21 protein-coding genes, 5 tRNA genes, 1 pseudogene and 1 riboswitch are annotated in these 21,466 nt (G+C 71.2%); of the genes and pseudogenes, 12 read left to right on the top strand and 15 right to left on the bottom strand.

The genetic code is table 11. The features are described from left to right. Positions 1-18: 18 nt before the first annotated feature. A complete protein-coding gene (locus ABZU99_RS33010) occupies positions 19-1,083 on the top strand; it encodes an ABC transporter permease (protein ID WP_355948609.1) in 1,065 nt (354 codons plus the stop codon). A 48-nt stretch (positions 1,084-1,131) separates the two neighbouring features. On the opposite strand, the gene ABZU99_RS33015 is transcribed toward ABZU99_RS33010, so the two are convergent. From ABZU99_RS33015 to ABZU99_RS33045, 7 genes are all read right to left on the bottom strand, one after another. Continuing rightward, a tRNA-OTHER gene (locus ABZU99_RS33015) sits at positions 1,132-1,203 on the bottom strand. Positions 1,204-1,260: 57 nt separating this feature from the next. After that, on the bottom strand, positions 1,261-2,346 hold the full coding sequence (locus ABZU99_RS33020) for a DUF1152 domain-containing protein (protein ID WP_356048035.1): 1,086 nt from the start codon (positions 2,344-2,346) through the stop codon (positions 1,261-1,263). A 161-nt stretch (positions 2,347-2,507) separates the two neighbouring features. Continuing rightward, the gene (locus tag ABZU99_RS33025) at positions 2,508-3,188 is read right to left on the bottom strand and encodes a DUF899 family protein (protein ID WP_355948615.1); all 681 of its coding nucleotides are present in this window, start codon (positions 3,186-3,188) and stop codon (positions 2,508-2,510) included. Between the two features lie 165 nt (positions 3,189-3,353). After that, positions 3,354-3,427: transfer RNA gene (locus ABZU99_RS33030), tRNA-Phe, on the bottom strand. Positions 3,428-3,431: 4 nt separating this feature from the next. Next, positions 3,432-3,506: transfer RNA gene (locus ABZU99_RS33035), tRNA-Asp, on the bottom strand. A gap of 267 nt (positions 3,507-3,773) precedes the next feature. Further along, positions 3,774-3,846 (bottom strand) — tRNA-Glu (locus ABZU99_RS33040). 81 nt (positions 3,847-3,927) lie between these two features. Then, complete coding sequence (locus ABZU99_RS33045) at positions 3,928-5,535, bottom strand: metallophosphoesterase (RefSeq protein WP_356048037.1); 1,608 nt, start codon at positions 5,533-5,535, stop codon at positions 3,928-3,930. A 115-nt stretch (positions 5,536-5,650) separates the two neighbouring features. Here ABZU99_RS33045 and ABZU99_RS33050 point away from each other — a divergent pair, with 115 nt between their 5' ends. The 5 genes from ABZU99_RS33050 to ABZU99_RS33070 all read left to right on the top strand — a co-directional run bounded on the left by ABZU99_RS33050 (position 5,651) and on the right by ABZU99_RS33070 (position 10,989). Beyond that, the gene (locus ABZU99_RS33050; protein WP_355948619.1) at positions 5,651-6,001 is read left to right on the top strand and encodes a metallopeptidase family protein; all 351 of its coding nucleotides are present in this window, start codon (positions 5,651-5,653) and stop codon (positions 5,999-6,001) included. A 209-nt stretch (positions 6,002-6,210) separates the two neighbouring features. After that, positions 6,211-6,831 (top strand): hypothetical protein, encoded by a 621-nt coding sequence (locus tag ABZU99_RS33055; protein WP_356048039.1) that lies wholly within the window; start codon positions 6,211-6,213, stop codon positions 6,829-6,831. A gap of 285 nt (positions 6,832-7,116) precedes the next feature. After that, entirely contained in the window at positions 7,117-9,486 is a 2,370-nt protein-coding gene (locus ABZU99_RS33060) for a DEAD/DEAH box helicase (RefSeq protein ID WP_356048041.1), read from the top strand. Positions 9,487-9,593: 107 nt separating this feature from the next. Next, positions 9,594-9,666 (top strand) — tRNA-Lys (locus tag ABZU99_RS33065). A gap of 219 nt (positions 9,667-9,885) precedes the next feature. Next, the gene (locus tag ABZU99_RS33070; RefSeq protein WP_356048043.1) at positions 9,886-10,989 is read left to right on the top strand and encodes a right-handed parallel beta-helix repeat-containing protein; all 1,104 of its coding nucleotides are present in this window, start codon (positions 9,886-9,888) and stop codon (positions 10,987-10,989) included. Positions 10,990-11,148: 159 nt separating this feature from the next. Here ABZU99_RS33070 and ABZU99_RS33075 read toward each other — a convergent pair whose 3' ends face one another. The 3 genes from ABZU99_RS33075 to ABZU99_RS33085 all read right to left on the bottom strand — a co-directional run bounded on the left by ABZU99_RS33075 (position 11,149) and on the right by ABZU99_RS33085 (position 13,000). Then, positions 11,149-11,619 carry a hypothetical protein gene (locus ABZU99_RS33075; RefSeq protein WP_356048045.1) on the bottom strand — a complete coding sequence of 157 codons (471 nt, stop codon included), beginning with the start codon at positions 11,617-11,619 and terminating at the stop codon, positions 11,149-11,151. Positions 11,620-11,911: 292 nt separating this feature from the next. Next, positions 11,912-12,466 carry a hypothetical protein gene (locus tag ABZU99_RS33080; RefSeq protein ID WP_356048047.1) on the bottom strand — a complete coding sequence of 185 codons (555 nt, stop codon included), beginning with the start codon at positions 12,464-12,466 and terminating at the stop codon, positions 11,912-11,914. Positions 12,467-12,637: 171 nt separating this feature from the next. Continuing rightward, positions 12,638-13,000, bottom strand: coding sequence for a hypothetical protein (locus ABZU99_RS33085; RefSeq protein WP_355948634.1), 363 nt, complete (start codon positions 12,998-13,000; stop codon positions 12,638-12,640). A 587-nt stretch (positions 13,001-13,587) separates the two neighbouring features. On the opposite strand from ABZU99_RS33085, the gene ABZU99_RS33090 reads away from it, so the two are divergent. Then, entirely contained in the window at positions 13,588-14,358 is a 771-nt protein-coding gene (locus ABZU99_RS33090) for a DUF6227 family protein (RefSeq protein WP_356048049.1), read from the top strand. Between the two features lie 678 nt (positions 14,359-15,036). Then, the gene (locus ABZU99_RS33095) at positions 15,037-16,320 is read left to right on the top strand and encodes a PP2C family protein-serine/threonine phosphatase (protein ID WP_356048051.1); all 1,284 of its coding nucleotides are present in this window, start codon (positions 15,037-15,039) and stop codon (positions 16,318-16,320) included. 153 nt (positions 16,321-16,473) lie between these two features. Here ABZU99_RS33095 and ABZU99_RS33100 read toward each other — a convergent pair whose 3' ends face one another. Beyond that, entirely contained in the window at positions 16,474-16,596 is a 123-nt protein-coding gene (locus ABZU99_RS33100; protein ID WP_356048053.1) for a hypothetical protein, read from the bottom strand. After that, positions 16,589-16,724, top strand: a riboswitch (cyclic di-AMP (ydaO/yuaA leader). Its footprint overlaps the gene before it by 8 nt. 11 nt (positions 16,725-16,735) lie before the next feature. On the opposite strand from ABZU99_RS33100, the gene ABZU99_RS33105 reads away from it, so the two are divergent. Both ABZU99_RS33105 and ABZU99_RS33110 read left to right on the top strand, forming a co-directional pair. After that, entirely contained in the window at positions 16,736-17,917 is a 1,182-nt protein-coding gene (locus tag ABZU99_RS33105) for a M23 family metallopeptidase (RefSeq protein WP_356048055.1), read from the top strand. Between the two features lie 103 nt (positions 17,918-18,020). Then, positions 18,021-18,523 (top strand): annotated as a pseudogene (locus ABZU99_RS33110) (aldo/keto reductase); the annotation flags it as partial. A 76-nt stretch (positions 18,524-18,599) separates the two neighbouring features. Here ABZU99_RS33110 and ABZU99_RS33115 read toward each other — a convergent pair. The 4 genes from ABZU99_RS33115 to ABZU99_RS33130 all read right to left on the bottom strand — a co-directional run bounded on the left by ABZU99_RS33115 (position 18,600) and on the right by ABZU99_RS33130 (position 20,335). Beyond that, a complete protein-coding gene (locus tag ABZU99_RS33115; RefSeq protein ID WP_356048057.1) occupies positions 18,600-18,899 on the bottom strand; it encodes a hypothetical protein in 300 nt (99 codons plus the stop codon). Between the two features lie 101 nt (positions 18,900-19,000). Then, positions 19,001-19,192 carry a DUF397 domain-containing protein gene (locus ABZU99_RS33120; protein ID WP_356048059.1) on the bottom strand — a complete coding sequence of 64 codons (192 nt, stop codon included), beginning with the start codon at positions 19,190-19,192 and terminating at the stop codon, positions 19,001-19,003. A 79-nt stretch (positions 19,193-19,271) separates the two neighbouring features. Further along, on the bottom strand, positions 19,272-19,490 hold the full coding sequence (locus ABZU99_RS33125; RefSeq protein WP_355948657.1) for a DUF397 domain-containing protein: 219 nt from the start codon (positions 19,488-19,490) through the stop codon (positions 19,272-19,274). Continuing rightward, on the bottom strand, positions 19,490-20,335 hold the full coding sequence (locus ABZU99_RS33130) for a helix-turn-helix transcriptional regulator (protein WP_356048061.1): 846 nt from the start codon (positions 20,333-20,335) through the stop codon (positions 19,490-19,492). Before ABZU99_RS33130 ends, ABZU99_RS33125 begins: the two co-directional genes overlap by 1 nt. Positions 20,336-20,556: 221 nt before the next feature. Between ABZU99_RS33130 and ABZU99_RS33135 the strand changes: the two genes are divergently transcribed. Together ABZU99_RS33135 and ABZU99_RS33140 are read left to right on the top strand one after the other, a co-directional pair. Beyond that, complete coding sequence (locus tag ABZU99_RS33135) at positions 20,557-21,240, top strand: ATP-binding protein (RefSeq protein WP_356048063.1); 684 nt, start codon at positions 20,557-20,559, stop codon at positions 21,238-21,240. Then, on the top strand, positions 21,224-21,448 hold the full coding sequence (locus ABZU99_RS33140; RefSeq protein ID WP_356048065.1) for a hypothetical protein: 225 nt from the start codon (positions 21,224-21,226) through the stop codon (positions 21,446-21,448). The genes ABZU99_RS33135 and ABZU99_RS33140 overlap by 17 nt, the downstream gene beginning before the upstream one ends. The last annotated feature ends 18 nt before the right edge of the window (positions 21,449-21,466 follow it).

Raw genomic sequence — 21,466 nt, forward strand, 5'->3', positions numbered from 1 at the left:
GCGTTTTAGCGTGACCCCATGGCTGAGGACGAGGGCGGAGCGGCGGCTGAGCATCGATCCCGGTGGTCGGCCCGGTGGTCGGGCTTCAGAGACTCCCCCTTCTTCCCCGCGACCGTCATCACGTTGATCATCGCGGCGGCCGCGGGGCTCTTCGCCGGCTCGTACACCTATGCCTTCGCCAACCCCACCCCGCACCGGATCCCCATCGCCGTCGTGACCGCCGACCTCGGCCGCGCCCCCGAGAAGGCGTTCATCGCCGGAATGGAGAAGGCCCTGGACGCCTCCCTCCGGCTGCACCCCTACCCCTCGTACGCCAAGGCCCGGTGGGCCATCGAGGAGCAGCGGGTCTTCGCGGTGCTGCGCACCCGCGACCACGGCGTCCGGATGGACATCTCCTCGGCCTCGGGCGCCACGGTCGCCGAGGTGCTGACCTCGGCCGCGACCAAGGTGGGGCGGGCGGTCCGGGTGCCGGTCACCGTGCGGGACGTGAACCCCCTGCAGAGGGGCGACCCGCGCGGCCTCGCGATCTTCTACATCTCGCTCGCCGCGGTGATCATCGGCTTCATCGGTGCCATCCAGCTGAACGTGAACGCGCGCGGACTCAACCCGGCCGAGCGGATCGCCTTCACCCTCGCCTACGCACTGCTCGGCGGCTTCACCATCGCGGCGGTCGTCGACTGGGGGCTGGGCGCGCTCGATCTGCCGTTCGCCGAATCGTGGGGGATCCTCGCGCTGACCATGTTCACCTCGGGGATGGTCTTCTCCATGTTCAACGTCCTGTTCGGACGCTGGGCGCTCATCCCCACCTGGGGCCTGATGGTGCTCCTCGGCAACCCCTCATCGGGCGGAGCGGTCTCCTGGCCCCTGCTGCCCTCCCTCCTCGGGACGATCGGCCGCTGGCTCCCCAACGGCGCCTCCGTCAACGCCCAGCACACGGCCGTCTACTTCCGCCACCACCAGCACGCCTTCCCCTTCCTCGTGCTGGCCGGCTGGGCCCTGGTCTCCACCGCCGTCTTCTGGATCTGGCGCCACCGCCACCCGGGCGGCCGCCCGCCGAGCGCCACGCCGATGCCGTCGGAGTGACGGGGTACGAAAAAATCCCCCTCCCGGAGGCGGGAGGGGGATCTTCACTGGAGCGCCGAGCAGGCCTTGCACCTACATCCCTCGTTTGGAGACGAGTATCTTTCCTTAGACGACCGACGCATCGACTTCCGCCCCTCGGGGCGGCGTTGCGAGATCAACTATACGCCATCCGGGGGATCACAGTCGCCACAGCGGTGCGTCGTACTGATCCGGATGACTCCCGATCAGCAACCCGCGCAGCGCGGTGCGGTGGCTCCCGTCGAGGCCGAGCACCTCGGTGAGATGACGGAAGGTGGTGTGCGTGACCCCGCGCCCCCGGGCCTTGGCCGCGAAGCGGGTCAGCCCCTGGAGTACGGCGCCGGGATCGAACGCAGCCGCGTCCCCGACGTCCCTGAGGCCGGCGGCCTTCTCGCGCTCGTAGTCGATCTCCGAATAGCCGCAGATCGCGCGGCAGTGCCGCTCGGCCTCGGCGAGGCTGGTCGTGCCGGCGATGGCCTGGGCAAGCCGGTTGCGACGGAAGGCGGCCTCCAGATCGGCCTCGTGGACGACGGGTCCCTCATCGGTGAGCGGGACCGCCAGCCCCGCGTCCCGCACCTCGCACAGCCCCCGCACCCCCCGCGCCGTCGCCATGAGCATGCCGGTGGCCTCCGACGGATGCCACTCCATGACCTCGCCGATCAGCGCGACATCCTCGGCGCTGAGCCGGTGCACCACCGCCCCCAGCCGCTCCCGCAGCACCTCCACCGGAAGCTCCCCATCCAGCCCCGGCCCCGCCACCAGCAGCCGCACCGGGACCCCGGCCTGCGCCCACACGGCAAGCGACAGCGCATCCCCCAACGGACTCTGCAGCGTCGGCTCGTCCCCCCGCGACAGGATGTCGCCCCCCACGTCCAGAAGATCGACCGACGTCGGGGCCAGATGCCCGATCAGCTCCTCGACCTGCCGGACCATGCCCGCGACCCCATGGTGCGGATCGATCAGCGCGAACGTGTGCGCCAGCTCCCCGGCGAGGCGAGGAAGCGTGGACCCACCCGGCGGCGTGGGCACCGCCTCGGCGGGCACGGCGTACACGCTGGACGTCAGCCGCCGCAGTCCGGTGAAACCGCCCGCCCCCCGGGGCCCGGGGACGGGATCGACGAGCAGCCGGTCCCAGGCGTAGGTCAGCACCACGGCCGGGTCATCCGTCCCGTACAGCGCCCGATCGATCACGGCGGCGCCCACAGCGTCCCCGCCCCCGCCACCGGCCACGATCACCCGCACCATCCGCCCAGCGTACGGCGGTCCCCACATCGAGGCAGGCGCCGACCTCGTCGAGGGCTTGGAGGGCGGCGGCGTGCCGGGTAGGGAGCCGGCGGGAGGGCGCACCAGCCGCCGCTGCAGGCGGTGACGCAGAGCCTCGACACGACTCCGGTGAGGTGTCGACGTCAGTAGTCCACTCGCGGGAACCAGTCGCCCCGGCCACTCGGCGTCAGGTCAAGGAGGTGCCAGACGGAGTTGAGGAGGTCGATGCCGCGCTGCTGGATGTCGTCGGCCATGCGCGGGTGGGCGGAGTACGCGTGGCGGATCGTGCCGTCGTCGTCCTGGGTGAAGACGGAGACGGTGGAGTCCTGCTCGCCGTCCTTGTCCTCGCTGCCGAGGTCGTACTTGAAGGTGCTGTCACCGCAGCTCAGCAGGCGCAGCCGGGACCAGCCGCGGTCGCGGGCGTGCTGCCGCAGCACGGGCGGCTCGGCGGCGGCGGCGATGGCGAAGTCGGCGTTCTGGGCGATGTGGTGGGCGACGCCGTTGAAGCCGTCGATCCACATGGTGCACATCGGGCAGGGCTCGGTCTGCTGCTTGCCGTACATGAGGTGGTAGACGATCAGCGGCCGGTCCGGAGCGCTGAACAGCCCGCTCAGCGGGACCTGGCGGACCGGGCTGTCGCCCACGCCGAGGTCGGCCGGGCCCTCGAGGAAGACATAGTCGTCGACGGCCGGGCCCTGGGGGAGCGCCCGGCGCTGGGCCGCGACCTGCTCACGGTGGCGCATGAGATCGATCTCGGCGAGGCGGAGTTCTTCGCGAGCGGCGAGGTAGTCCGCTGACTCGCCGGGCAGTCGGGTGTGCCGCATCGTCGCCTCCTCCTGAGTGGAAGCCCGAGGTCGTTTTGAGTTTATGGCGGGGCACGATGCGCCGACAGTCGAGCGGAAGCCGGTGGGCCGCTGATCTGCCGGGGGACACGAAAACACCCTCCCCGTTGCTCTCGGGGAGGGTGTTTGCCCTGGTGAGGGCTGCGGTGGCTGGGGCCGGGGTCGAACCGGCGACCTTCCGCTTTTCAGGCGGACGCTCGTACCAACTGAGCTACCCAGCCGCAGCGGTCCTGACGGGATTTGAACCCGCGGCCTCCACCTTGACAGGGTGGCGAGCACTCCAAACTGCTCCACAGGACCTTGCTTGTACGAGCACGAGTCTCGCACATGGTGGCGTATGCCCCCAACGGGATTTCTCTCGACGGATTCATACTCCCCGCGACCTTCGAACCGGGGGCTTCGCGCTTTCCGCCGCGTCGATGTCGCTGGATCAGCGTATCAGACCCCGAGAGGTCTTCTGGCCGCTCAGCGAGCCCGCGGGTGTCGGCCGGGCGGCGGCCAGGAGGAACGCAAAAGCCGCAGGTCATCCCCGGGACAGGGCTGATCTGCGGCTGCGTGAAGAAGCTGTGCCCCCAACGGGATTCGAACCCGTGCTACCGCCTTGAAAGGGCGGCGTCCTGGGCCACTAGACGATGAGGGCCGATGGCTCACCTCAGCGCCTTGCGGCGCTTTCGGGGACGCGAGAAGCATATGGGATGCCGGGGAGGTTCGCCAAAACGGTTTACGGAGTGGTGGGCGTCGGGGTCGCCCCGGGTTGGTTGTCGGCCGGGAGATGGCGGCTGACCTCGGCCTTTGCCAGGCCCAGCCCGCCCAGGTCGATCTCGTCCCAGGCCTGGAGCCGGTGGGTGTCCCGGTCGAGGTAGAGGACGGATGCCTGGACCTTGTCGGGGTCGCCGTCGTCCACCGCGCGGAGCCCGCTGCCGCCTGTGGAGCCCTCCGTCATCAGCCGGGTGCCGCCGGGGAGGACCTCGGTTCGGCGGTGGTGGACGTGGCCGGTGAGGGCGAGCGGAACGGTGCCGTCGGTCTCGCGGGCGGCGACCGGATTGTGGGCGAGGGCGATGTCCACGGGGTTGCCCGCGGCCTTATGGGCCCGGAGGGCGTCGGTGAGTTGCCGCCCGGCGCGGTGTTCGGCCGGGTCGCCGGAGGCGGCGACGGAGCGGTCGGGGGTGAACTGGGGGTCGCCGATGCCCGCGATCCGCAGCCCCGCGACGCTGATCACCTTGGCGTCGTCGACCACATGGACGTTCTTGCGCCGCGCGATGTAGCGCTGGGTCGCCGCCGAGTCATGGTTGCCGCGTACCCATACATAGGGGGCGCCGAGGTCGGAGACGGGGTCGAGGAAGCCGTTCTCGGCGGAGGTGCCGTGGTCCATCGTGTCGCCCGTGTCGATGATCACGTCGATCTTGTACTGCCGCACCAGCGACTCGACGATGTGCCACGCGGCCGGATTCAGGTGGACGTCCGAGATGTGCAGCACCCGCATGGTCGTGGGGTCGGGCTGGTACGCGGGAAGGGTGGACGTCGCCTCGTAGAGCTGGGTGACGTTGGTCACCAGCCGGGCCAACTCCTGCTGGTAGACGTCGAACTCGGTGACGATGCTGCGCGCGTTGCCGACCACCGACGGGGCGCTGGAGAGCAGCCCGGAGTAGCGCGGCTCCAGCACGGACTGCGGGTTCCAGGTGGCGTACGCGGCTGTCCCGGAGGCGCCGAGCAGCGCGAGTGCGAGGCCACCGGCGGCCAGCGCCCGGCGCGGACGGCGGTAGACGGCCAGGCCCAGCGCGGTGGCGCCGAAGAGGACGGCGGCGCAGGAGCGCAGCGCGAGGTCGAAGGTGCCGTGGGCGACATCGCCCGCGACCTCGTCCTGGAGTCCGGACAGCCGCTCGGGGTGATCGACGAGGGCCTCGGACCGGATGGGGTCGAGCCGGTCCACGTCCACGTCGAGGCGGAGCGGGGCGTGGTGGCTGTTGAGTTCGAGGGCGCCGAGCGGGGCCACATTGATCTTGATACCGCCGGTGAGGGACGGCCGCAGCGCCATCCGGGTGTCCATGGGGCCCACGGGGATATGAACGCTGCCGACGACGAGCAGCCCGGCCCAGGCGCCGAGGACGGTCACGGCGGCCAGCCCGGCGGCGCGGACGAGGGGGCGGGGGCGCGCGGCGGGATCGAGCGCGGCCTGTTGGGCCGGCGCGCCCCGCCTGGGGGTGGAGTGCGGGCGGCGGGGATGGCGGGAGCGGCTGAGACGGCGAAGCAGACGGTGAAGAAGGGGGCCGGCCGTGGCCCGTGCGCGTCGGGCGGTTGCATGGAGCAGCCGGAGCGGTTCACGGGACATTGGTCCCGTATGCCCGGCGGCTCAGGCACCTACTCCTGGTCGACTCCCCGGGCGACGGGGGCGCGCACCGCGCGGGGGCACTCCCATTCGGGCCCGGCTGCCCGACAATGGCCACGTGCTGGAGATGACGCGCGAGGAGTTCGAGGAACTGGTCGCCGAGGCGCTGGACCGGATCCCGCCGGAGCTGACGCGGTTGATGGACAACGTCGCGGTGTTCGTGGAGGACGAGCCGCCGACGGACGATCCGGAGCTGCTCGGGCTCTACGAGGGGACGCCGCTCACGGATCGGGGCGAGTGGTACGCGGGCGCACTGCCCGACCGGATCACCGTCTACCGGGGGCCGGCGCTGCGGATGAGCGAGACCCGGGAGGACGTGGTCCAGGAGACGGAGGTGACCGTGGTCCATGAGATCGCACACCACTTCGGGATCGATGACGAGCGGTTGCACGCACTGGGCTACGGGTGACGCCGGGCGTACGTCAGGGCAGGGCGGCGCGCCTCCGCCGGGATGCGTATCCCCGGCCGGCACCGCGTGCGGGCGACCCGGATCGGGCGACCCGGATTCGGGCGGCGGCCCGGATCCGACAGAGTGACCCGCATCGGACGCGTGTCCTGGGCGGGGCGGGACGAGTTGGGCAGTGCGTCACAGCCCTGCGGCCTGGAGGTGTCCCGCGCATGCCCGGATCCCCCGCTCATCGCACCGACCGTTCTTCGGGGACGGACCCTTCCCCGCGCGCCGGGCGCGCGGCCCGACTCCGCGTCCGGGCCTGGTCCCGCGTCCGGGCCGGGTCCCGCGCCCGGGCCGGGTCCCGCGTCACGGCGCGCGGCGTCGTGGTCGTGACGTTCCTGGCCGCGGCGATGGCGCTCGGCGGCTGCATGAGCATTTCCGACGACCCCGAGCGCCCGGACAAGCACCGCGGCTCCCATCAGCGGGAGGGTGTGGCGGAGCCGGACGGCGCCGTGGTGCGCTCGGACGGCAGAGGGCATCCGTATACGGACCCGAGAGGCGAGAAGAAGAAGGGCGAGAAGCGCAAGGACGGCAAGGGCCGGTCCCCGTCGGCCGCCGCGACCGACCCCGAGGCGTCGCCCTCGCCGTCTCCCGGGAAGCACCGTGCTCGGCGGAACCGCCCCGCCCCCTCCGCGCCGGCGCAGCCGGGCGGCCCCGCCCCGACCCCCGCCGCCCCGGAGCCCAAGCCGCATCCGACGAGCCCGCCGCCGAGCCCGGCGGAGCCGAAGCCGACCGCGTCCGAGCCCGCGTCCCCGCCCGCCTCCCCGCCGGCGGAACCGGCGGGGTAGGGGCGGGATGGCGCGGGGGGCGAAGGGAGCGGGAGCGGCGCCGGGAGAGGCTCCGTTCGAGCCGGGCTGGAGCGGGTACGGGGCGCCGGCGGAGCTGATTTGCTCTTGGTGGGTCGGAGTGCGTATGGTGGTAGATCGTTTGATCCCATTTGCCCGGCGCCTCTCTGAAAGGCGCCGCGAGGCGCGTTCCTTGCCATCCCGTGGCTGACCGCATTGAGGCGGTCTTGTGCGACATCACACGGAGTTTGGGCGCGTGCCGAGACTCCGGAAGGTTTCGCATTTCGCATGTCCGTTTCCACTGATCACGCCGTCATGCCCGCCAACGACGAGCGGGCCGAGCAGGCCACGTCGGCCGAGCAGACCGAGCAGGCCACGTCGGCCGAGCAGACCGAGCAGACCGAGCAGGCCACGTCGGCCGAGCAGCCCCCGCAGGCCGCGCCCGCGGAGCAGAGCGCCCCCGAGACCCCCGAGACCCCCAAGGCCCCCGAAATCACCTTCGCCGACCTCGGCCTCCCCGAGCAGATCGTCCGCAAGCTCGCGCAGAACGGCGTGACCACGCCCTTCCCGATCCAGGCCGCGACCATCCCCGACGCCCTCGCCGGACGCGACATCCTCGGCCGCGGCCGTACCGGCTCCGGCAAGACCCTCTCCTTCGGTCTTCCGCTGCTGACCACGCTGGCGGGCGGCCACACCGAGAAGAAGCGTCCCCGCGGTCTGATCCTCACCCCGACGCGCGAGCTCGCGATGCAGGTGAGCGACGCGCTGCAGCCGTACGGCGATGTCCTCGGCCTCAAGCTCAAGGTCGTCTGCGGCGGAACCTCGATGGGCAATCAGATCTACGCGCTGGAGCGGGGCGTGGACATCCTCGTCGCCACCCCGGGCCGGCTGCGCGACATCATCGAGCGCGGTGCCGCGTCCCTCGACGCGGTGCAGATCGCGGTCCTCGACGAGGCCGACCAGATGGCCGACATGGGCTTCCTGCCCGAGGTCACCGAGATCCTCGACCTGGTGCCGGCCGGTGGCCAGCGGCTGCTGTTCTCCGCGACCCTCGAGAACGAGATCGACACCCTCGTGAAGCGGTACCTGGTCGCCCCGGTCACCCATGAGGTCGACGCGGCGCAGGGCGCGGTGACCACCATGACCCACCACGTCCTCGTGGTGAAGCCGAAGGACAAGGCGCCGGTCACCGCCGCCATCGCGGCGCGCAAGGGCCGCACCATCATCTTCGTCCGGACCCAGCTGGGCGCCGATCGCGTCGCCGAGCAGCTGTGCGACGCGGGCGTACGCGCCGACGCGCTGCACGGCGGCATGACGCAGGGTGCCCGCACCCGGACCCTGGCCGACTTCAAGGACGGGTACGTGAACGTGCTCGTCGCGACGGACGTCGCCGCGCGTGGCATCCACGTCGACGGCATCGACCTGGTGCTCAACGTGGACCCGGCCGGCGACCACAAGGACTATCTGCACCGCTCCGGCCGTACGGCCCGAGCGGGCCAGAGCGGCACGGTCGTCTCGCTGGCCCTGCCGCATCAGCGCCGCCAGATCTTCCGGCTGATGGAGGACGCGGGCGTCGACGCCTCCCGGCACATCGTCGGCGGGGCCGGTGCCTTCGACGAGGACGTGGCCCTTATTACGGGCGCGCGTTCGCTCACCGAGGTGCAGGCCGAGGCGGCCGCGAACGCCGCCAAGCAGGCCGAGCGCGAGGCGCAGGACCTCACCCGGCAGCTGGAGAAGGTGCAGCGGCGGGCCGTCGAGCTCCGCGAGGAGGCCGACCGGCTGGCCGCGCGTGCGGCGCGCGAGCGCGGCGAGACCGTCGCCCCGGCCGAGTCCGGGACCGTGACGGAGGCCGGGTCCGAGGCCGCCGCCGAGACCGCTCCGACGATGCCCGCGCAGCGGACGGCCGAGCCCGTGAGCGCGGCTGCCGCCGACACCGCTGGGACCGGCGAGCCGCGCCGCTCCTCGTACGAGCGCCGTGACGAGCGGGGCAATTTCGAGCGCCGTGACCGCCGGGACAACGACCGTGGCTTCGGCCGGGACCGCCGTGACGACCGGCGCGACGACCGGGGCGGCTTCAACCGCGACCGGCGGGACGACCGGCGGGACAACGACCGCGGCGGCCGTTCCTTCGAGCGCCGTGACGACCGCGGTGGCTTCAACCGGGACCGCCGTGACGACCGGCGGGACAACGACCGCGGCGGCCGTTCCTTCGAGCGCCGTGACGACCGCGGTGGCTTCAACCGGGACCGCCGCGACAACGACCGCCCGTTCGGCCGGGACGGCCGTGATGACCGGGGCGGCCGTGATGACCGGGGCGGCCGTGATGACCGGGGTGGCTTCAACCGGGACCGTCGTGACGACCGTGGTGGCCGTTCGTACGAGCGCCGTGACGACCGCGGTGGCTTCAACCGGGACCGCCGCGACGACCGTCCGGGCCGTCCGTTCGAGCGCCGCGACCACAACCACCGTGGCGGGGACCGTCCGTTCAACCGCGACCGCCGCGACGACCGCCCGGCCCGCCGCGACGACCGTCCGGCCCGCCGTGACGACCGCCCGGCCCGCCGCGACGACCACCGTGGCGGCAGCGCTGGCAGCCGTTCGCACGACCGGTCCTTCGACCGCCGCGCCGACAAGCCGCGCTGGAAGCGCAACGGCTGATCGACGACGCTGAGGGCCGCGCAACACCGTGCTGTTGCGCGGCCTTTCGCCCCCGGAGGGTATTGGCTCGGGAGTTGGCCCCTGGCCGAGCTATGCTGCGGGGGTGCGGGTCATTAGCTCAATTGGCAGAGCAGTGGACTTTTAATCCATTGGTTCAGGGTTCGAGCCCCTGATGACCCACTTCGGAAACCGCAGGCACCAGATGGTGACCTGCGGTTTCGTCGTTCCCGGGGGGCCGGTCACCGGGGCTGTCGAGGCCCGGGGAGCCAGGTGTCCGGGGCCCCGCCGCACACAAGATCGAGTGTCACTCGACCAGCGCTCGAGCGGATGCCGATCGGTACTCAGCCGCACAGTCTGAACCTGCTGCTCCCCTCCCCAGGAACGTGTAAGGAGACCCTCGTGCGACTCGCGACTACGATCCGCGGATTCGTCCCCGTCATGGCGCTGGCGGTATCGGCGTGGGCGGTCTCCGCCCCGGCCCCGGCCTCGGCCGAGGGGAAGGGGGGAGAGGACGGAGGCGTGAGCCAGTCCCCGGTGCCCTGCGGGGACCCGGCCGCGTTGGTCGCCGCGGTGGCCGCTGCCAACAGCGCGCCCGGGGGCGGGACCGTCGTCCTCGCCACGGGGTGTGTTTACACGCTCGGCTCCGCGGCGGCGACCGGCGCCAATGGCCCCGACGGACTGCCGGTCATCACCGGGGACGTGACCATCACCGGCACCCAAGCGACCATCAGACGCAGCGCCTCGGCAGCGGACTTCCGGATCGCGGAGGTCGCCGCCGGTGGAAAGCTCACGGTCCACGGGGTCACCTTGTCCGACGGCCGGGCGACCTCGGGGGCGGGCACCGACGGCGGCGGCATCCTCGACCTGGGCACGCTGAGAATGGTCCGGTCGACGGTCACCGGCAACACCGCGAGCAACGTCGGCGGCGGCATCGAGGTCGCCTCGGGAGCCACGGCGCAGCTCACGTCCACCGATGTGACGCACAACACCGCGCTGGACGGCGGCGGCATCCACATCAGCACCTCGGCCACGCTCACCGTCACGAGCGGCACGATCTCCGACAACCTGGCGGGCAGCTCGGGCGGCGGCATCGCGAACTACGGCACGACGCTGCTGAGCAGCGTCACGGTGGAGAGGAACCGGACGACCAACTTCGAGGGCGGAGGCATCGTCACCGGAATCGGGGATCTCACCATTAACGGCAGCCGGGTCCTCGGAAATACCGCCGGGAGCTTCGGCGGCGGTATCGCCAATATGGGAAGCACGCTGCGCGTACAGTCCACCGTGGTATCCGGAAATATCGCCACATTGAACGGTGGCGGTCTGTTCAATCATGCGGGCACCGCACAATTGACCGGCGACAATGTCATCGGAAATACGGCCAATGGCGGCCAGGGCGGCGGAATCTTCGTCGACGGCGGTTCGGTGGCGCTCACCGCGACCACGGTCTCCGGGAACAACCCGAACAACTGCGTGCCGGCTCTTGCGGGGTGCAGCGTGTAGGACGCGCACCTGACGCGCTGAAGAACGCCCCAGCGCGTCCGTGAACGCCGCAGCGCGTCCGTGAACGCCGCAGCGCGTCCGTGACGTCCGTGAACGCCGCAGCGCCCCCAGAGGTGATGACTCCGGGGGCGCTGTGTGCTCGACCGTGGGATCGGCGCGTCAGTACTTGCTGTGGTGCTTCTTGGCCTTGTGGTGCTTCTTGGCCTTGTGGTGCTTGACCTTGTGCTTTTCCTTGGCCTTGTGGTGCTTCGGCGGGTCCTGGTGCACGATCACGGTCGGCGGTTCCTGGACCGAGATGTTGGCGCAGTTGGCCCCGATCTCGATGTCGCCCGTCGGGGCGCCGGCGCCGACCTGGGTGACGGCGCCGGTGGCCGTGTCGCATTCGTTGCTCTGGAACACCGCTCCACTGTTGGTGAAGTTGATGCAGTCGGAGCCGTTGTCGATCTCGCCGGTGGGAGAGGCTCCGCCGACATTGGTGATGGCGCCTTGGTTCAGGTCGCAGGCGTTCCGCTGAGTGGCCCCGCCGGACTGCGGGAAGAGGCCGTGCGCGCTCGCGCTCGCCGCGCTGCCGACGACCATCGTGCCCGCGGCCGCCGCGGCCATGAGAGCTACCTTCTTGCCGATCTGCATTTCTCTGGTGCCTCCATATCAGGTTCTCCGCGAATGATCCGCAGACACCTCATCAACGAGATATCGGAGGAGCAGGATCCGGGATTACCGGGAGCGTCACCCGTCCGCCACAGTAAAGGTATATTCAGTCGGTGCTGAAGTCGGTGGAATTACTCGGGCTGAAATCATGAATCATAAATACATGAACGCGGCCCCGGGATAATATCCCCAGGGCCGCGTTCATGACGCGCGGAGTGGTCCGGTACTCGGCGGCGAGCACCCGAAGTGCCCAGCGGCGGAAGCGCTGGGTGGCTCAGGACCGCGGGCGGCTTCCCTGAGCGCCGCTCGTTCCGTTCGTCCCGCTCTTCGCGCTGTCCGTGCTCTTCCCCTGCTTTCCGTTCGTGGGGTCGGAGCCGGACACGTTGACGCAGTTGGTCTCGTTGTTGACATCGGCGCCGGGGCCGATGGTGATCGGGCCGAGCACGGAAGTCGTGCGGCACCTGTTGCTCTGCTTCGTCACACCACCCGACTTGCTGATGTTGACGCAGTTGGTCTGGTTGTTGATTTCGGATCCGGGAGCGAGCGCGACGGTGACCGGACCGACGATGGAGTGGGTACGGCAGCGGTTCTTCTGCTCCGTCACACCCGAGTCACTGCTGTTGAGGCAGTTGGTCTCATTGTTGATCTCACCCGGCGTGGCCGTCACCGTGACGGTCCCGACGGCCGAGGTGGTGTCGCAGCGATTGCTCTGGGTCCCGCCGTTGGCGCCGGCCACGCGGCCGGGGCTGGGGTCGGCGTCGGCTCCGCCCGCGCTGCCGATGAGCAGCGCGCCCACGGCCGCTACGAGAAGCGCCGTCCTCTTGCGCATGTGCATAAAGAGCCTCCAAGTGGGATTTCCGCACGGCGGTCATCACCGCACCGAAAGCCTTTTTCGTGGCAGCGGCCCTGGAAGGGAGGCTTCCAGGGCCGCGATTCCCAACGGGGGGATGCCTCACGGTGTTTCCGTTATTGGGGGGAACACCGTGAAGAGGTCAGCGACTCAGCGACGGTAGTTGCCGTTGGTGTCGTCGACGGCGATGTTGGTGCAGTTGGCCCCGGCGTTGATGTCGCCGGTCGGGGCCAGGCCGCCGACCTGGGTAACAGCGCCGGTGGCCGTGTCGCAGTCGTTGGCCTGGAACACGGAGCCATGGCTGTTGGTGAAGTTGATGCAGTCGGCACCGACCTCGATGTCGCCCGTGGGGGCGCCGCCGCCGACCTGGGTGATGGGCCCGGTGGCGGTGTCACAGTGGTTGAGCTGGACGACGAAGTCGTCGTTGCCGTTGGCGAGGGCGCCGCCCGCACCACCGATGACCAGGGCGCCGGCGGCTGCGGTCAGGAGAATGGCCTTCTTGCCGATGTTCACTTAATTCCTCCGTCTGGGTTGGTCCGCGAAATCCACGGACGCATGACACAACGAAGCTGATCAGTTAAGGCTTCGGGCTTCCAGTCAGCTTCACCCGTCCGGCATAGCGCGGTTCTTCCGTTGTGTGTTGTCCGGGAATCCCGCAAACGAGACCTTCGGAAGAGGCAATTGGAGTAAAGGCGCCTGGCGACTTCTTAGGCGAATGGGTGGAGAGGGCTGTAGGCCAGGGCCGCCGAGCGGGCCACAGCTCCACGGTGGCCGTCCGCCGGCCGGGGCCAGGGCCGCCGAGCGGGGCACAGCTCCACGGTGGCCGTCCGCCGGCCGGGCGGTGGAGCAGAGGCGGCGGGCAGGCGGTGGCCCGATGGCCCGGCGGTGGAGGGGAGGCGGCCGCACGGTGGCCCCCGGGTCTGTTGGACCGGCCGGACGAGTGATACATCCAGCCTCTCCGACGCAGGAGTGAGTGAGGCACAGTCACACCGACAGCTTCGCCGAACGGCGGCGCATCCCGTGTTCACGCCGCTACGCTAAGTGCGCGAAGCGGTCGCCGGGGGGCGCGGCGAATCCAGGCCGGAGGCGGGAGGAGAGACATGGGGCACTCACAAGCGGGCGGGACCCCGGCCGAGCTGATGGACGGGCTGCTCGCCCGTGCGCAGAACGGCTTCGAGATCGGCGAGGCGGTGCTGGCCAAGGCGCGGAGCGCGCTGATGCACCAGTCCGAGCTGCGGTCCTGTCGTCAGTGCAACGAGCGGTGCGGCCGGCTCGGCTACAGCACCTACCGGCATGTCTTCCTGCTCTCCGACGGCAGCAGCCTGCTGCTGTGGGAGCTGGAACACAACACCGGCGAGGACGGCGGCCCGCTGTACGAGCTCTACGCCGACGAGGACGCCCTGGCACTGGCCGAGCGCCGGGTCCACGACCGCCTCGGCGGCGCCCGCTGGGAGGAGCTCGCCGGGTTACCGCTGTGGCTGCCGGAGCAGCTGCTGCACGCCGCCGAGCCCCTGGAGTCCGCGCGCGCGTACGTGGCCGACAACTCGGCCGACCACGCCCGCCGCGTACTGCGCCGCGCGGAGAACCCGGACCGGCCGGGCGAGGACACCGAGCGGCTGCTGGCGACCGCCTTCGCCCATGACATCGCCCTCGCGCCCAAGCCGCGCCGCCGCTCCGGCGGCCCCGACGCGACCTGGTGCCGCTACTACGAGCACGCCTTCCTCCTCGCCGACGGGGACGAGATCGTGCTGTGGGAGCTGGAGCACAATCTGACCAGCGATGGGCGGCTCGTGTGCGAGGTCTACCTCGACGAGGTCTCGGCGGAGCTGGCGGCCGACCGCCACGCCCGCGCACTCGGCGTCGACCTCTGAGCCCCTCCGCGAACCGGACGCGCCGAGGCTGACGCGCGCGCCGAGGCTGACGCGCGCGTCCGCTTGGTGCGCCCGTCCACGCGGTGCGCCCGTCTATGCGGTGCGCCCGTCTACGCGGTGCGGCCGTCCATGCGGCGCGGCCGTCCACGCGGCGCGCCCCTACGCTTGGCGCGCCCCTCCGCTTGGCACGGCCGTCTATGCGGTGCGGCCGTCTATGCGGTGCGCCCGTCCACGTGGTGCGCCCGTCCGCGCGGCGCACCCCTCCACTTGGCGCGCCCGTCCACGCGGCGCACCCCTCCGCCCGGTGCGCCCGTCCACGTGGTGCGCCCGTCCGCGCGGCGCGGCCGTCCGCGCGGCGCACCCCTCCGCCTGGTGCGCCCGTCTACGCGGCGCGCCCGTCCGCTTGGCGCGGCCGTCCGCGCGGCGCGGCCGTCCACGCGGCGCGCCCCTCCGCTTGGCGCGCCCCGCGCCGACCCACCCACATGGCCGACACCGATTCGCCTGGCGGCCCGTCAGCCGGAAGCCTGGTGACGGCGGTGGACGCGCCGGCCGGGCGCTCGGTGTGCGCGGGCCAGGGATCAGGGCCAGGGATCAGGGATCAGGGTCAGGGATCAGGGAAAGCGAGACAAGCCGGTGCGGGTGCGAGGGAGCAGGGCTCGTACGGGCGCCCGTACGGAGTTGAGTACGGCCTGGGCCCGGCTCGTCGGCACCCGTTCCCGGCCCCGCGCCCGTTTCCATATGCTCGTCGACACCGGCGCGGCCGGCGCGGGGCCCGACGGGCCCGGTCCCGCGGAGGAAACGCCCAAGGCCCCGGCAGGCCGTCGGCTGGCCCTACTGCTCCCTGGTCTGCTCCTCCTCGGCGGGATCATCTACGACCTGGGCACTCCGTCCGGCTACACCGCCTCCCCCTTCTTCGCCGCCGCCCCGCTGGTCGCCGCCGCGCTCTCCGCGCTGCGGACGACCGTCGTCACGGGGGTCCTCTCCCTCACCGCCGCGTGCCTGCTGGCCGAGCTGCACGGTGTACGGGACCCGACCCAGGCGGCGACGGAGATCATCACGGTGGCGACGGTCACCCTGCTGGCGTTCGTCATCAACCGCGTCGTCCGCCGCAGCGACCGGCGGCTCGCCTCGGCGCGCGGGGTCGCGGAGGCGGCTCAGCGCGCCGTCCTGCCCGTGCCGCCCGCCCGCCTGGCCGGTCTGGACATCGCGGCGCGCTATGTGGCGGCGGAGAGGTTCGCCGCGATCGGCGGTGACCTGTACGCGGTCCAGGACACCCCGCACGGCGTCCGGCTGGTCGTCGGGGACGTACGCGGCAAGGGACTGCAGGCCGTGGAGATCGTCGCGATCCTCATCGGCGCCTTCCGGGAGGCGGCGGAGCAGGAGTCGACGCTGGAGGGGCTGGCGGGCCGGCTGGAGCGGGCGTTGCAGCGCGAGGGCGCCCGGCGGGCCGATATGGAGGTCTCGGAGGGGTTCACGACGGCCGTTCTCGCCGAGCTCCCGCGCGCCGACACGACCCTGCGCGTGATCACCCGAGGCCATCCGGCGCCCCTGCTGCTGCGGGGGGACGGCGAGGTGCGCGCGCTGGAGCCGGAGGCCTTCGCGCTGCCGCTGGGGATGGGGGAACTGAGCGGCTTGCCCGACCGGGTGACGGAGCTGCCGTTCGCCGAGGGCGAGACGCTGCTGCTGTTCACGGACGGGGTGTCGGAGGCCCGCGACTCGCACGGCGAGTTCTACGACCCCGTGGAGCGGCTGCGCGGCCATGCCTTCGCGGGGCCGGGGGAGCTGCTGGACGTGCTGGTGGCCGATGTCGAACGGCATACGGGTGGCGGCACTTCGGACGACATGGCGTTGCTGGCGGTCCGCCGCGTACCGGCCCGGACGAACGGGGGCGCGGGCAGCGGGAACGGGAGCGGGCTGGTGAGCGGCAGTGGGCCGGCGAACGTGAGCGACCACCGTCCGTAGTCGGAGGAGATCCCTCCGCGTAACGATTGACACACGATCAGCCGAACAAGGTTTTGCCAGCCCTTTTCGGGGGTGCTGACTCGCCCCGATATGTCCATCTTTGGTTCCTAAGTTCACGCCAAAGCTGCGCAGATTCTTCAGAAGAGCTTGGAATCACATGGCGCCAACCATTAACGTTCGATAACGCAGCGCGGTCGTCACAACCGTCGTCAGGGCGGTACCGTGCGCCGTCGCCGAATCCCGTACGCACTGCGGCAGCACCACCAGCAGCAGCACAGCACCACACTGCACCAAGGGAACCGGGGAACCACCACCTTGGGGTGAATCGGGTCGAACCTGACCCGTAGGAGACCTTCCTGCTCCGAACCCGTCAGCTAACCCGGTAGGCGAGAGGGAAGGAAAGGAGTGCGCCCCCGTGGCGTCCAACAGATCTGCTCTGGACGAGGCTCCGTACCGCTCATTCGGAGGCGGCCTCGGGACCGCCACCGCCTACGGCCCCGGCTTTGACGCCGGCGCCGGGACGGGCGCTGGGGACGGCCGCTTCGCCGCCGAGGGGATCGCCGACCGGAACGCCGATGGGGGCGCGTCCGAGGGCTCGGATCCCGGCCTCGACCCCGAGCCCTGGGAAGAGTGGAACCCCACCGAGGACTCCATCGCTCCCCTCCGCGGCCGGCACCGCGTCGTCAAGCAGCGGGGCGGTTCCATGGCGCGCAGCAGCGCCGTCCTCGGGGTCGGCGTCATCGCGGCGGTCGGCGCCGGCGGCATGGCGAGCGCCAAGGACCGTCCGGCGGCACCCATCGCCATGCCCGATCTCTCGCACGTCGCCGACCAGGTCGAGGCCCGGCTCCCCGCCGCCAAGGACCTGCCCGGCATCGGCTCGTTCCTCTCCGGCGACGAGGGCTCCTCCTCCGAGCCCGCGGCCCCCCTCTCCCAGGCCGGACTGACCGCCCAGGACGAGAAGAGCGGCACCACCGACGCCGGCGAGGCCCTGCGCGCCCGCATCCTGCAGCAGGCCGAGAGCCAGCAGAACGCCGCCGACGAGGACCAGCGCATCGCCGCGGCCAAGGCCGCCGCCGACAAGGCCGCCGACGCCGCGGCACAGCGCAAGGCCGACGCCGCCGCGGCGAAGAAGGCCGCCGAGCAGAAGGCCAAGGAGGCCGCCGCCAAGAAGGCCGAGGCCGAGCGCCGCGCCAAGCTCGCCGCCGCCTACACCCTCCCCGTCACCTCGTACACCCTGACCGCCGGCTTCGGCCAGGCCGGCGACCTGTGGTCCGCCGACCACACCGGCCTGGACTTCGCCGCCCCGACCGGCACCCCGGCCAAGGCGGTCCACCGCGGCACCATCACCCAGGCGGGCTGGGCCGGTTCGTACGGCTACCGCATCGTTCTCACCCTCGACGACGGCACCGAGGTCTGGTACTGCCACCTGTCCTCGATGGTCGTCACCTCGGGCAAGGTCTCGACGGGCGACGTGATCGGCCGCGTCGGCGCCACCGGCAATGTGACCGGCCCGCACCTCCACCTCGAGGTCCGGCCCGGCGGCGGCTCGCCGATCGACCCGAAGCCCTGGCTGCGCGAGCACGGGCAGAACCCCTGATGCTCCGGCGGCCCTGGCGCTCTCTCCCCCCTTGACGCCAGGGCCGCCGGTTCGTGGAACGCACGGTGTCCCTGGAACACACCGACCCGGGCGGACGTTGTCACGCGAGATCGCCGCCTCCCATGTGAGCGCGCCGAGCGCCTCGAAGCCTCCCTGGCCTTCTCCACCCAGGAGAACCTGGCCCGCTACGTCGCCCTCCAGCCCCACGACAACCTGGTCTCCCGCGACACCTTCGAGGGCGACCTGGCGGACGTCGCCACCCGCCACGGCCTGACGACCGTCCCCTACTACTCCCTCGCCTCCGGCTTCCTCACCGGCGAATACCGCCCGGGCACCGCGGTCGACAGCCTCCGCTCGACGGGCGCCGCCCGGCACCTCGAATCCGAGCGCGGCCAAAAGGTTCTCGCCGCCCTCGACGACGACGTCGCCGCCCACCACGCCACCGCCCCCGCCACGGTCGCCCTGGCCTGGCTCCTGGCCCAGCCGACCGTAGCCGCCCCCATCGCCGGCGCCCGCACGGCCGCCCAGCTCCCGTCCCTCCTGGCGTCGGTGGACCTCACGCTGACCCAGCCGGAACTGGACCTCCTGACCTCGGCCTCGGACTGACCCCGTCGCTCGGCGGCGGCCATACGACGGCGGGCGGGCCGTACGACCCGCCCGCCACGGCCAACCCGTATAGGCCCTACCGCCGATCGGCAAGCGCCCACGACGCGGCGGCGACCCCAGCGGCGACGGCGAAGACGGACGGCCAAGCCCCGATCTTCTTCGCCAGCGGATGCGACCCGGCGAACGCGGCCACATACAGCCCGCTCAACGCAGCCGCGGTCCCATTCCCCACCTTCTCCCGCCACCCCCGAGCGGCCACCACGCCGGCCGCCGCCAAGGCCACCCCACCCAAGGGCCGCTTCTTGCTCCACCGGGCAACGCCGTACCCCCCGACCAACCCACCCGCGGCCACGACGCCCGCCGGAACTCCAGCCATGTCCTGCACCTCCACTCCAACGGTCTCCTTGCTGCGACCCTACGCATGAGGCACCCTCCAACGGCTGCCGACTCGGGGCCAGGGATGGGCCAGGTGGCCGCTCAGCTCAGCCGATCGCAGCGCACAGCCGCGACGAAGTCCCCCCAGGCCCGGAGCGAGAACCCGAGCACGGGCCCACCCGGATCCTTCGAGTCCCGCACGGCGGTGCGCTCGCCGCCCAGTCCGGCTATCTCCACGCAGTTGCCCCCAGACCCGTTGCTGTAGCTGCTCTTGTGCCACATGAGAGGTGCCATCAGTCCACTCCTTGCCCCACTCCGCCTGTGCGGGTGGATCGACGTACGGATGGAACGTCGCGGGCGGCGAGGGCGTGCCTCAGCTCAACCGATCGCCTCGCACCGCCGCCACAAACTCGCGCCATGCGCCGCGAGGGAAACTCAGCACGGGCCCGCCCGGATCCTTCGAGTCCCGCACGGCGGCCGTGCCCGCGCGGAAGGCGGCCTCGACGCATTCAGTGTTCCCGGGGCCGCTGTAAGAGGACTTGAACCAGTCATCGTCTCTCTCGGGTCTCCCGGGTATGCAGGGCTCGCGCATCAGATCTCCTCACGGACGCGTTCGATGAGGGCGGAGGACGAGGCCATGTCCAGCGCCTGGGCGCGAAGGTAGTCGAACGCAAGCCGGTAGCGCTCCAGTTCCTCGTCCTTCTCCATGAAGAGCGAACCGACGTGGATGTCGACGTAGACGACGTCCAGCGAGGGCTCGGGGCCTCCCAGGATCACGAAGCTGCCCATGGCGGCGGAGTGAGCGCCTTTGGCGAAGGGCAGCACCTGGAGGGTGATGTCGGGCGACTCGTTGGCACGCAGCAGGTGGTCCAGTTGCTCCCGCATCACCTCGCGCGAGCCGACCACCCGCCGGATCACCGACTCGTCGAGGATGGCCCACAGATGGGGAGGCTTCGGCCGTTTCAGAATCTCCTGCCGCTTCATGCGGAGGTCGACAAGGCGCTCGATCTCCTCCGCGGACAACCGCATCTCGGACGCGTGCTGCACCGCTTCCGTGTAGCCGCGCGTCTGCAGAAGCCCCGGCACATACAGACAGGCGAAGTGATCCTCGCGGACTGCCTCGTCCTCCAGTGTGAACAGCAGGTTCATGCTCTCCGGGAGTGAATCCGCGAAGGAGGTCCACCACCCCTGCCGCTTGGCGTCCTTGGCAAGGGCGACAACGGCCTTCCGTTCCGCCTCACTCGCTCCGTACTCGCGGCACAGAGCGTCCACGATGGGCCACTTCACCGGCCCTTCCTGCGTTTCGTACCGGCTGATGGTCGCCTTCGAGACGCTGACGAGTCGACCGGCCTCCTCCAGCGTCATCCCCTTGCGGGCCCGGAATTTGCGCATCATGACGCCGAGCTGGCGTCGGCGAGTAGTGGCCCGCGCTGGCATGACGGCTACCTCTCCCTCCAGGTGGCCCGCTACGGCGGCGAGCGGCAACAAGGCTATGGCGCCCTGAAGTTGGCGTACCACCGGATTCACTCTTTCGAGATGTCATGAGAAGTTACATAACGAGACTTCTCGATGCCATACTCGCACCAGCGAGGCTACGCAGCGCAGTCGTACGGACACGACTGGGCGCAGCGCTGACGTAGCGCCCAAGGAGTGTGGCGATGTACCGCTTCTCAGCCCCCGAATCCCCCTCACGCCGCTGCGTCCTCCCCTTCGCCGCCGACCCGCCCCAGCTGGCCGGCCTCCGCCGAGCGGTGGGGGCGGAGCTCGCCGCCTGGGGGATGTCAGCCCTAGTCGACGAGGCGCAGCTGATCACCACAGAGCTGGCGTCAAACGTGATCAAGCACGTCGGCCAGGGCACCGCGGCCACCCTGGTCCTCGACGCGCACGCTGATCAGTTACGTGTAGAACTGCACGACAACAGCCACAAGCAGCCCGAGCGCCGTCAGCCCGCTTGCGACGAGGAGCACGGCCGCGGGCTGCAACTCCTCGCTGGCCTCTCAGCCGCTTGGGGCACGACCCACACGTCGGTCGGCAAGGCGATCTGGTGCGAGCTGCCCCTCCCCTCGGACGCAACTCGCCGCCGCATCCAGCGCGCGACGGCCGTCATAGAGACGTACGGCCGCGAGGCCGACAGCCCGGCCGCGCGGCTCACCCACCGCTCTGCCCTCGCGGAGTCGACTACAAGCCTGATCCTGGACCTGCTGCACTGGCTCACGGCACACGGCCTCGACCCCGACGACATCCTCGACCGGGCTCAGACGCACTTCGAATCCGGATCAGAGGTCGCCAGGAGCGTGCCGCACGGCTGGCTCCAGGCTGCGGGCGATGCTCCACACACTTGAGGCGTTCAGCGCCGCTGACCGGCGCGAGACCGATCCGTACCGGATCGGCTACTTCACCGACGCGGAGCTGGCCGGTGCCACCGGCGGCAGACTCCTGGAGATGGCCCGCTCCCAGCCCCACGCCTACACGGACCAGGTCGCCGAGCCCATTCGGGAAGCTTTGGAGCAGTGCGGCCTGGAGGCCTGCTGCGGCCACGTGCTGGACTGATCGGCCTTGCCGAGTGCA

This window comes from Streptomyces sp. NPDC005266 (genome assembly GCF_040607655.1).
In the GTDB taxonomy this organism is placed as follows: Bacteria; Actinomycetota; Actinomycetes; order Streptomycetales; family Streptomycetaceae; genus Streptomyces.

Bases quoted from the DNA above. Each gene is read 5' to 3' on its own strand.
- ABZU99_RS33025 (WP_355948615.1), bottom strand. From the start codon at position 3,188: ATGCGGCACACCCGACTGCCCGGCGAGTCAGCGGACTACCTCGCCGCT.
- ABZU99_RS33055 (WP_356048039.1), top strand. From the start codon at position 6,211: ATGCCCGGATCCCCCGCTCATCGCACCGACCGTTCTTCGGGGACGGAC.
- ABZU99_RS33120 (WP_356048059.1), bottom strand. From the start codon at position 19,192: ATGGCACCTCTCATGTGGCACAAGAGCAGCTACAGCAACGGGTCTGGG.
- ABZU99_RS33060 (WP_356048041.1), top strand. From the start codon at position 7,117: ATGTCCGTTTCCACTGATCACGCCGTCATGCCCGCCAACGACGAGCGG.
- ABZU99_RS33075 (WP_356048045.1), bottom strand. From the start codon at position 11,619: ATGCAGATCGGCAAGAAGGTAGCTCTCATGGCCGCGGCGGCCGCGGGC.
- ABZU99_RS33125 (WP_355948657.1), bottom strand. From the start codon at position 19,490: ATGCGCGAGCCCTGCATACCCGGGAGACCCGAGAGAGACGATGACTGG.
- ABZU99_RS33130 (WP_356048061.1), bottom strand. From the start codon at position 20,335: ATGCCAGCGCGGGCCACTACTCGCCGACGCCAGCTCGGCGTCATGATG.
- ABZU99_RS33140 (WP_356048065.1), top strand. From the start codon at position 21,224: ATGCTCCACACACTTGAGGCGTTCAGCGCCGCTGACCGGCGCGAGACC.
- ABZU99_RS33045 (WP_356048037.1), bottom strand. From the start codon at position 5,535: ATGTCCCGTGAACCGCTCCGGCTGCTCCATGCAACCGCCCGACGCGCA.
- ABZU99_RS33115 (WP_356048057.1), bottom strand. From the start codon at position 18,899: ATGGCTGGAGTTCCGGCGGGCGTCGTGGCCGCGGGTGGGTTGGTCGGG.
- ABZU99_RS33080 (WP_356048047.1), bottom strand. From the start codon at position 12,466: ATGCGCAAGAGGACGGCGCTTCTCGTAGCGGCCGTGGGCGCGCTGCTC.
- ABZU99_RS33010 (WP_355948609.1), top strand. From the start codon at position 19: ATGGCTGAGGACGAGGGCGGAGCGGCGGCTGAGCATCGATCCCGGTGG.
- ABZU99_RS33020 (WP_356048035.1), bottom strand. From the start codon at position 2,346: ATGGTGCGGGTGATCGTGGCCGGTGGCGGGGGCGGGGACGCTGTGGGC.
- ABZU99_RS33135 (WP_356048063.1), top strand. From the start codon at position 20,557: ATGTACCGCTTCTCAGCCCCCGAATCCCCCTCACGCCGCTGCGTCCTC.
- ABZU99_RS33090 (WP_356048049.1), top strand. From the start codon at position 13,588: ATGGGGCACTCACAAGCGGGCGGGACCCCGGCCGAGCTGATGGACGGG.